This window comes from Bradyrhizobium sp. UFLA06-24, from assembly GCF_054967145.1.
In genome coordinates this window covers 38,430-47,848 of record NZ_JADFUE010000049.1, presented here as the reverse complement: position 1 = coordinate 47,848, position 9,419 = coordinate 38,430, and the positions used below count along the sequence as shown (strand labels likewise).

Annotated in this window: 10 protein-coding genes; 2 read left to right on the top strand and 8 right to left on the bottom strand. The window is 64.6% G+C overall.

What is annotated here, in order from left to right:
- The 6 genes from argG to IF809_RS28985 all read right to left on the bottom strand — a co-directional run.
- Positions 1-1,108: argininosuccinate synthase (gene argG / locus IF809_RS29010; protein ID WP_462839258.1), on the bottom strand; the 1,108-nt coding region annotated here is incomplete at its 3' end.
- A gap of 90 nt (positions 1,109-1,198) precedes the next feature.
- Positions 1,199-1,975: a phosphatase PAP2 family protein gene (locus tag IF809_RS29005; RefSeq protein WP_128963328.1), complete on the bottom strand. Its 777-nt coding sequence runs from the start codon at positions 1,973-1,975 to the stop codon at positions 1,199-1,201.
- Between the two features lie 48 nt (positions 1,976-2,023).
- A complete protein-coding gene (locus IF809_RS29000) occupies positions 2,024-2,512 on the bottom strand; it encodes a hypothetical protein (RefSeq protein WP_462839257.1) in 489 nt (162 codons plus the stop codon).
- 126 nt (positions 2,513-2,638) lie between these two features.
- Positions 2,639-3,841, bottom strand: a complete 1,203-nt coding sequence (rlmN, locus tag IF809_RS28995) for a dual-specificity RNA methyltransferase RlmN (protein WP_128963326.1) — start codon at positions 3,839-3,841, stop codon at positions 2,639-2,641.
- Positions 3,842-4,019: 178 nt separating this feature from the next.
- The gene (locus tag IF809_RS28990) at positions 4,020-4,658 is read right to left on the bottom strand and encodes an invasion associated locus B family protein (protein WP_462839256.1); all 639 of its coding nucleotides are present in this window, start codon (positions 4,656-4,658) and stop codon (positions 4,020-4,022) included.
- Between the two features lie 114 nt (positions 4,659-4,772).
- Positions 4,773-5,609: an SDR family oxidoreductase gene (locus tag IF809_RS28985; protein ID WP_462839255.1), complete on the bottom strand. Its 837-nt coding sequence runs from the start codon at positions 5,607-5,609 to the stop codon at positions 4,773-4,775.
- Positions 5,610-5,833: 224 nt separating this feature from the next.
- Here IF809_RS28985 and IF809_RS28980 point away from each other — a divergent pair, with 224 nt between their 5' ends.
- Positions 5,834-6,808, top strand: a complete 975-nt coding sequence (locus IF809_RS28980; RefSeq protein ID WP_453981307.1) for an NADPH:quinone oxidoreductase family protein — start codon at positions 5,834-5,836, stop codon at positions 6,806-6,808.
- A gap of 156 nt (positions 6,809-6,964) precedes the next feature.
- On the opposite strand, the gene IF809_RS28975 is transcribed toward IF809_RS28980, so the two are convergent.
- Together IF809_RS28975 and IF809_RS28970 are read right to left on the bottom strand one after the other, a co-directional pair.
- Positions 6,965-7,357, bottom strand: coding sequence for a YkvA family protein (locus IF809_RS28975; RefSeq protein ID WP_462839254.1), 393 nt, complete (start codon positions 7,355-7,357; stop codon positions 6,965-6,967).
- A gap of 90 nt (positions 7,358-7,447) precedes the next feature.
- The gene (locus IF809_RS28970; RefSeq protein ID WP_462839253.1) at positions 7,448-7,750 is read right to left on the bottom strand and encodes a 4a-hydroxytetrahydrobiopterin dehydratase; all 303 of its coding nucleotides are present in this window, start codon (positions 7,748-7,750) and stop codon (positions 7,448-7,450) included.
- 151 nt (positions 7,751-7,901) lie between these two features.
- Between IF809_RS28970 and IF809_RS28965 the strand changes: the two genes are divergently transcribed.
- Positions 7,902-9,347, top strand: a complete 1,446-nt coding sequence (locus IF809_RS28965) for a TAXI family TRAP transporter solute-binding subunit (RefSeq protein ID WP_128963319.1) — start codon at positions 7,902-7,904, stop codon at positions 9,345-9,347.
- Positions 9,348-9,419: the final 72 nt, after the last annotated feature.

Here is a 9,419-nt window from a genome sequence, read left to right as displayed (position 1 = left end):
AGTCGTTGCCGCGGCGCAGCTCGAGCGTGACTTCGCCGGTGACGGCTCGGGCGACCCAGCGCTGCGCGGTCTCGCGCAGCATCAACGCCTGCGAGTCGAACCAGCGCCCCTGATAGAGCAGACGCCCGAGGCGCATGCCGCTGATGCGATACTGCTCGATGGTGTCTTCGTTGTGAATGCCGGTGACGAGGCGCTCGTAAGCAATATGCAGGAGCGCCATGCCCGGCGCCTCGTAGATGCCGCGGCTCTTGGCCTCGATGATGCGATTCTCGATCTGGTCGCTCATGCCGAGGCCATGGCGGCCGCCGATGGCGTTGGCTTCGAGGAACAGCGCGACGGGATCGGAGAAGGTCTTGCCGTTCAGCGCGACCGGCTGACCTTCCTCGAAACGCACCACCACCTTCTCGGCCTTCACGACGCAGTCGTCGCGCCAGAACGGCACGCCCATGATCGGGTTGACGATCTTGATGCCGCTGTCGAGGCTCTCGAGATCCTTGGCCTCGTGCGTGGCGCCGAGCAGATTGCTGTCGGTCGAATACGCCTTCTCGGCGCTCATCTTGTAGGCAAAGCCCTGCGCGGTCATGAACGCCGACATCTCGGCGCGGCCGCCGAGCTCGTCGATGAACTGCTGGTCGAGCCAGGGCTTGTAGATGCGCAAGGACGGATTGGTCAAAAGGCCGTAGCGATAGAAGCGCTCGATGTCGTTGCCCTTGAAGGTCGAGCCGTCGCCCCAGATGTTGACGCCGTCCTCCTTCATAGCGGCCACCAGCATCGTGCCGGTCACCGCCCGCCCGAGCGGCGTCGTGTTGAAATAGGTGATGCCGCCGGTCGAGATGTGGAAGGCGCCTGATTGAATCGCGGCGATGCCCTCGTGGACGAGCTGTGTCCGGCAATCGACCAGCACGGCCTTCTCGGCACCGAATGCCTCCGCCTTGCGCGGGATCTCGTTGTAATCGGCCTCATCGGGCTGACCGAGGTTGGCGGTATAGGCGTAGCAGCGCGCGCCCTTCTGCTTCATCCAGAGCAGCGCCGCTGAGGTGTCGAGGCCGCCCGAAAAAGCGATGCCGACTTTCTCACCCTTGGGCAGGCTTTTCAGGATCGTGGTCATGGGGCTTCCAATCGGGTCTCAGGGCTGATGAGGGGCGTGTTTGACCGCGCGAATATCAAATTTCGCAGGGCTCGGCACGCATTTAATGGCTCAAACCGAGGGCTCGGGACCCGCCTTGCGGCTGAACAGGCGCTGGCGGAGCCGGTAGGCGGGCATGTTCAGACGGGTCAGAGCCGCATCGACCGCCTCGTCCGAAAACCGGGTCCGCGGCCAGCGGTAGATCAGCGCGAAACCGAACCAGATCACGACGAAGGTGACGAGGCCGGCGGTCGCGACGTCAGTGAAGAAGTGTCCGCCGAAGGCCATGCGGAGTCCTGATGTCACGGCCCCGAACACGACTGCGCCGGCATAGGCGAGCGGCCGCCACGCCGGCGGCGCCAGCGCGGCCGGCGCCAGCGTCCAGAACGCGGTTGCACCTTCGCCCGAGAAGAACGAGCAATTGCGCGCGCAGCCGCCGCGGGGATCCCACCACGGCACGAATTGCTGGTCGCCGGCAAACTCGGTCACCACCACCGGCCGCGGGCGGCCCCAATAGGTCTTGAAGGCGAGGTTGGAGAGAATGACGGCCGACAGGATGATGGTGACCAGCAGGAACACGATCGTGCGGCCCGACACCATCAGGGGACGGTCGGGCCTGATCATTTTCACCACCAGTGCGACCAGCGACGGCAGCACGCAAGCCCAGGAGACCCACATCGCAGCGTCCCGCGCGATCTCGGCCCAGCCGTTCTGCTTGAGCGGAAACGTCTTGGTCGCAGGATCGAAGAACAGCGCGGCAAGCTTGAGATCGAGCTCGGGATAGAGGCCGAAAACGACGCCGATCACGAGCCACAGCGAAAGGGCGATGAAGAGTCCAGTCCGGTTCATGGCGCGCGGTTTAGCGGAGCGGGACGACGATGAAAACCCAGGATTCCGTCATTCCGGCCGCGAATTCGACGGCAGCGGCGGGGGCGGCTGGCGCGGGGCCGGCGGGATGCGCCATGCCCCGGCGTTGCGGCCGGCGATCAGCCAGTAGACGATTCCGGCGACGATGCCCGCGCCGGTCATGATCTCCAGATGCCGGCGCACGATGCCTTCGAATCGCAATGTTTCGGAGTCGAACGGAACGAGCCCGAGATAGCAGGCGAGCCCGACGAGGCCGCCGCCGACAGCGTAGGCCAGCGCGCTGCGGATATAGAGCGCTTCGGTGATCGCGACGATCACCGCCGCCGGCACCAGCGCGAAACCAGAAACAAAAATGAAGCCGAAGCCGAGCAGGATGTCGATCGTGCCCTGATCGACGGGACCGGCGCCGAGATCGGAAAACTCCGGAAACAGCAGCGCGCCGACCACGATCATGCCGCCGACGAAACAGGCGGCGAGAAAGCCGATAAAGATGATGATGAGGCGGCCGATCAGGGACATGACGGGACTCTCTCGGTCATTGCGAGCGTAGCGAAGCAATCCAGAGATGCCTCCGCGGAGGCAGGCTGGATTGCTTCGTCGCTACGCTCCTCGCAATGACGAGGATGCGACGGCGCGCACATCAGGCTAATCCGTCATCGCCATGGCGCGCAGCGCCTGGCGTTCCCTGGCCGACAGCTTTTCCGTCTCCGACTTGAGCTGGCCGCAGGCAGCGAGGATGTCGCGGCCGCGCGGCGTGCGCACCGGCGAGGAATAGCCGGCGTTGAAGATGTATTCGGAGAACTTTTCGATCTGGTCCCAATCCGAACATTCATAGGCGGTGCCGGGCCAGGGATTGAACGGGATCAGGTTGATCTTGGCGTGAATGCCCTTGAGCAGCTTCACCAGCAGCTTTGCATCGTCGAGCGAATCGTTGACGCCCTTGAGCATCACATATTCGAAGGTGATGCGGCGCGCGTTCGAGGCGCCGGGATAGTCGCGGCAGGCCTGCAGCAGATCCTTGATCGGATATTTGCGGTTGAGCGGCACCAGCTCGTTGCGCAGCTCGTCGCGCACCGCATGCAGCGAGATCGCCAGCATGACGCCGATCTCCTCGCCGGCGCGCACGATGTTCGGCACCACGCCCGAGGTCGACAGCGTGATGCGGCGGCGGGAGATGCCGATGCCTTCGTTGTCGCCGACGATCAGAAGCGCATCGCGCACCGCGTCGAAATTGTAGAGCGGCTCGCCCATGCCCATCATCACGATATTGGTGACGCGGCGCGTGCCGTCCTCGCGGTCGGCCCAGTCGTTCAGGCGATCGCGCGCGACCATGATCTGGCCAACGATCTCGCCGGCGGTGAGGTTGCGCACCAGGCGCTGCGTGCCGGTGTGGCAGAAGGCGCAGTTCAGCGTGCAACCGACCTGCGAAGAAACGCAAAGCGTGCCGCGATCGGTCTCGGGAATGTAGACGCACTCGACTTCGTGCGCCTTCTCGACGGAGTCGCCGCTCGGCAGCCGCAGCAGCCATTTGCGGGTGCCGTCATTGGATATCTGCTCGGCCACGACTTCGGGCCGGTCGACGGTGAAGCGCTGCGCGAGTTCGGCGCGAATGCCCTTCGAGATCGAGGTCATGTCGTCGAAGCTCTGGGCGCCGCGGAAATAGAGCCAGTGCCAAAGCTGCTGCACGCGCATCTTGCGCTGCGCCGGAGCGACGCCGATCTCGCCGAGGCGATCGGCAAGCTCAGTGCGCGACAATCCGATCAGCGAGGGTTTTGCCAGCGGCACATAGGTTTCGAGCGGAGTCTTCTCCACCAGGATTGCGTCGCGCGGCTCGGTCGTCGGTTGCATTGGCTACCTGAGTAGTTTGCTGTCTCGTCATGCCCGGGCCTGTCGGGGCATCCACGTTCTTTTCCGCCTGTCGCAGCGCGTGGATGGCCGGGTCAAGCCCGGTCATAACGACTGAAATTCTGGAACCGCCCCTATATAGCAACCGGAACGGCCGATTGCGACCTTCTCGCCCGCAGCCTTAATGCCTGCAATCCTGCGCGATCTTGTCGAGCGCCTGGGCAAGGCCCTTCAGCGAGAAAGTATCCGTCGTCTCCGTGCCCTTGGCCGAGACGCCTTTGACGACCAAATCGGCGGATTTGCGCATGGCCTCCACCATCCGCTCCTCCTCGGCCGCGTTCTTGATCCAGAGGCCGTCGCCCTGCGTGTACATCGCAAAGGAGGCGCCGCCGACCTCGATGGTGGATTCGGAGCCCGGCTTCAGCGCGTAGCCGATCATGACCGAGACTTCGTTGTTCACCTTCTCGGCCGGCCGGGTCGAGACGAAGGCATAGGCGGGATCGCGCGGCCGGTTCGGCGGATTGGTCTTGGACGAGGACGGCTTGGCCAGGGCAAAGCAGACCTTCTTGCCATTGGGTGTCGCCGAATAGGCTCCCCAGGTGCCGAACTGGCCGATCAGGGTCGGCTCCGCACCACCCGCGACCGCCGCTGAAGGGACCGACTTGCCCTCGGGCTTGGCTGCCGTCTTCGCAGCCGTCTTGGCGGCAGCGGGTTTTGCCGCAGTCTTCGGCGCCGGTTGCGCCGTCTGCGCGCGCGCGGAATCACCTGTTCCCCACGCCGTCACGCCAGTCATCAAAGCCAAAAAGAGCACCCGCCACATGCCGGAGTGGTTCCCTCAATATTGTGACTGGAAGATGGCCCGGTCGCGCTTTGTCCCCGGTCAGGGATAGCCGGGAAAGTTCAATTTGGGAAGGCAGTTAGCGGGGCGAGACGGTCAGCTTTTGGACCGCGCGGCGCGTTGTTCGGCCCATTGCGCGTCCGACCATTGCAACAGGTCCTCGGCGCCGGAACTGCGCAGATGCGCGCCGCCGTCGATCACCACCATCTCACCGTTGATGTAAGCGGCGCGATCGGAAATCAAGAAGCTGGCGAGGTCGGCCAGCTCGCTGTGGTCGCCGGTGCGGCCCAGCGGATTGCGCATCAGGCTGTCGTCACGGCCCTGGAGCCGCAACTGTCCGGACGCACCCGGCGTCGGGAACGGCCCCGGCGCGATCGCCACGGTCCGGATACCCTTCGGCCCCCATTCCACCGCCAGGCTCTTGGTCATCGCCAACACCGCCGATTTCGCCATTGCCGAGGGAACGGTGAAGGCGCGGCCGGTGATGGTCGAGGTCGACAGGATCGAGAGCACGACGCCCTTGTGCCGACCGTCGATCCAGCGTTTGCCCGCGGCGAGCGTGCAATACATCGCCCCATGCAGCGTCGGCGCCAGGATGGCATCGGCCGCGCGGAAGGACAGATGCTCGCTCTGCGCGATGAAAGTCGCGGCGGCATTGTTGACGAGGATGTCGAGCGGCGCTTCGCGCCAGATCGCATCCATCATCGCGGCGACGGCGGCGCCGTCGCGAACATCGCAGGCTGATGTCGTGACCTTGCCGCCGGTTTGCGCGCGCATCTCGGCTGCGGTTGCCTCCAGACGATCGCGCTTGCGGCCGCAGATCACGAGCTCTGCGCCGAGCGTGAGGAAGCGTCGGCCCATTGCCGCACCGAGGCCCGAGCCGCCGCCGGTGACGAGGATGCGCTTGTTCTTGAGCAGGCCTGTTTCAAACATCGTTTGAATCCTCGCTGTTTCCACACACTCCGTCATAGCGAGCACCAGCGAAGCAATCCCAGACTATTTTCCGCAGGGCGGACTCTGGATTGCTTCGCTTGCGCTCGCAATGACGAGGATAGGCCTGCGCATCGCCGCGGGCAAAGAATCCGGATTGTCGGGCCGCACCAAATCCGGCAAAACCGGCCCAACTATAATTCCCTCGAAACGCTTCAGGTGCCGCCATGAAAGCCATTCTCTGCTCGCAATATTGCCAGCCCGACGATCTCGTGCTCGCCGATGTGCCGGATCCGGTGGCGGGTCCCGGCGAAGCCGTGATCGCGATCAAGGCGGCAGCCCTGAATTTTTTCGACATCCTGATGATTCAGGGCAAGTACCAGATCAAGCCGCCCTTCCCGTTCTCGCCGGCCGCGGAGGTTGCGGGCGTGATCGAGAGCATCGGCCCCGGTGTCACTGATCTCAAGGTCGGCGACCGCGTGGTCGCGTCGTGCGGCCACAACGGCGCGCGTGAAAAGATCGCCCTGCCGGCGGCATCCATCGTGAAGATCCCCGACAATCTCGATTACGACCGCGCGGCCGGCATCATCATCATCTACGGCACCGCGCTGCATGCGCTGGAGGATCGCGCCAGCCCCAAGCCGGGCGAGACGCTCGCGGTGCTGGGTGCGGCCGGCGGCACCGGCCTTGCCGCCTGCGAGCTCGGCAAGCTGATGGGCCTGAAAGTGATCGCCTGCGCTTCGTCGGACGAGAAGCTTGCCTTTGCCAAAGCGCACGGCGCCGAGCTGACGCTGAACTACGCCAAGGAAGATCTGAAGGAAGGTTTGCGCAAACTCACCGACGGCAAGGGCGTCGACATCATCTTCGATCCCGTGGGCGGCGCTTACGCCGAACAGGCGCTGCGCTCGATCGCCTGGGAAGGGCGCTTCCTGGTGATCGGCTTTGCCGCCGGCGATATTCCGAAGATGCCGCTGAACCTCGCGCTGCTGAAGGGCTGCGATATCCGCGGCGTGTTCTGGGGCGCATGGACCCGGGTCAATCCCGCCAAGAACCGCGCCAATCTCGAGAAGCTCGTGAAGTGGACGGCGGAAGGAAAGATTTCATCGCATGTCGACCGCACCTTCCCGCTGGCGCAGACCGCCGACGCGCTGAAAGTGCTGGCGGGACGCCAAGCCATGGGCAAGGTGATCTTGCATCCGTGAGGATGCGCCAAAAACTCCGCTGTCGTCGCCCGGCTCGACCGGGCGACCCAGTTTTCCAGAGACGTCAGCGGCGGAGCCGGGAAGGCGCGGCGTACTGGATGCCCCGGTCAAGCCGGGGCATGACGGCGGTGTGAGTGGCTGAGGTCGCGCGCGCTATTACGCCGCCTCCGCCTTCTCCTCCGCCTCATCCACCCCGCGCTTCAGCGCGGCTCGCGCCGCCTCGCGGTGCTCCGAGGTGATGTGGCTCGCGACCATGCGGATGGCGGTGGCAAGCACGGCGGCGTCATCGGTGAAGCCGAGCACCGGCATCACGTCGGGAATGAAGTCGAACGGCAGGATGAAATAGGCAATCGCGCCCAGCAGCGAGGCCTGGACGTGGCGCGGCGTCTGCCGGTCGAACGCGCAATAATAGGCGGCGAGCAGGTCTTCTGCGAACGGCAGCTGCGCGGCGACGCGCTTCAGCTTGCGCCAGAAGCGACGTCGAACACTCTCCCGATCTTCCGCGAGCCGATCGGCCGGTTCGAAGCCGACGCTGTGTTCGGCAGCCATCTTTGCAAACTCCCCGCTCGATCCGGCGCGGCCGAAGGCCGCATCCGGTGACGATCACAAGATGGGGATGCGCATGCTGCCCGCAAGACGTCAGCCCTGCGTCAGCTTGGCAATCCCGTTCATCTTGGTAGCGAGTTCGATGTCGAGATTGGTGACGCCACCGGCGTCGTGAGTGGACAGCACCACCTCGACCGTCTTGTAGACGTTGCGCCATTCGGGATGGTGATCCATTTTCTCGGCGACCAGCGCGGCCCGGGTCATGAAGCCGAACGCCTCGTTGAAGTCCCTGAAGACGAAGGTTTTCCCGATGGCGTCGCGGCCCTGGACCTCGGTCCAGCCCGGGATACCACCCAGCGCCTCTTTGCGTGCGTCCGCCGACAGCCGCTCTGCCATGATGGCCTCCGTTTCAGGGGAACTTTACCCTAACACCGTGCTTACGGTCCGGGTCCAAAGGGGATTTCGCCCGGTCCGCTAACCATGACGGAGATGTAACCCCGCCGGACAAGAAATTTGCTATAATTACAGGCGTAAATCGCCGGCCAAGATGAAACTGAGCCTGAAGCGCCTGTTTGGGAGATCGATGACCGGGGGATTGGACCTGGCCGAAGCGCCCCCTCCGCCTTCGCCGCGATCGGCGGCGCGGAAGACGGCGCTCGTGTCTCTGGCGCTGGTGCTCGCCATCATCGGCGCGCTGGCGGGCGGCTACTATTTCGCGATGCGGCCCGTGGTGCTGAAGATCGCGGTCGGTCCAGCCAATAGCGACGACGTCAAGGTGGTGCAGGCGCTGACGCAGGCCTTCGCGCAGAGCAAGGGATACGTCCGGCTGCGCCCGATCCAGACCGACAGCGCCATCGCCAGCGCGAGTGAGCTCGCCGAGGGCAAGGCCGATCTCGCCATCATCCGCGGCGATCTCGATGTGCCGAAGAATGCGCAAGCCGTCGCAACGCTGCGCAAGAACGTCGTGGTGCTGTGGTCGGTATCCGGAAAGGGCAAGAAGAAGGGCGCGAAGATCACCAAGATCGCGCAGCTCGCCGGCCATCGCGTCGGCGTGGTCGGCCGCACGCCGGCCAACGTCAGTTTGCTCAAGGTGATCCTCCAGCAATATGGCGTCGATCCCGCCAAGGTGGAAGTCGTGCAGTTTCCGGCGAGCGAGGCCGCCGAGGCGATCAGGGCACAGAAGGCCGACGTCTATCTCGCGGCCGGTCCCGTCAACAGCAAGATCACGTCCGATGCGATTGCCGCCTCCGCCAGGGATGGCAGTACGCCGACCTTCCTTGCGATCGATTCGGCGGATGCGATCGCACAAAACCATCCGGTCTATGAATCCTCGGAGATTCCTGCCGGCACCTATGGCGGCTCGCCTGATCGCCCCGACGACGAGGTCAAGACGATCAGCTTCTCGCACCACATCGTGGCGCGCAAAGGCCTGTCGGAGACCACGGTCGCGGCCTTCACCCGGCAGCTCTTCGCCGTGCGCCAGCAATTGCTGACCGAGTTCCCGCAGGCCGCGAAGATCGAGACGCCCGATACCGACAAGGATGCGGTGATCCCGGTGCATCCGGGCGCGGCCGCGTTCGTCGATGGCGAAGAGAAGACCTTCCTCGACAAGTACAGCGATTACATCTGGTGGAGCCTGATGGCGCTTTCGGCCATGGGCTCGATCGGCGCCTGGTTCGCCGGCTACCTCAAGAAGGACGAGCGCAACACCAACAACCATCAGCGCGAGCGCCTGCTCGACATGCTGGTCGCTGCCCGCAAGAGCGAGACCGCCGACGAGCTCGACCAGATGCAGGCCGAAGCCGACGAGATATTGCGCGACACGCTGCGCTGCTACGATCACGGCGCCATCGAAGAAGGCGCGCTGACCGCCTTCAACATCGTCCTCGATCAATTCCATGCCGCGATTGCCGACCGCAAAGTCGTGCTGTCCAGCCTGCCGCCGAACCTGCAGCGCGCCGGCGCCCAATTCCGTGCCGCCGGCAATGCATAAGGGCCCGCACGCGTAATCGCCGCGTCACACTGTCTCGATATAGCCTCTAACCTCATCCCAGCGACCGCCGCC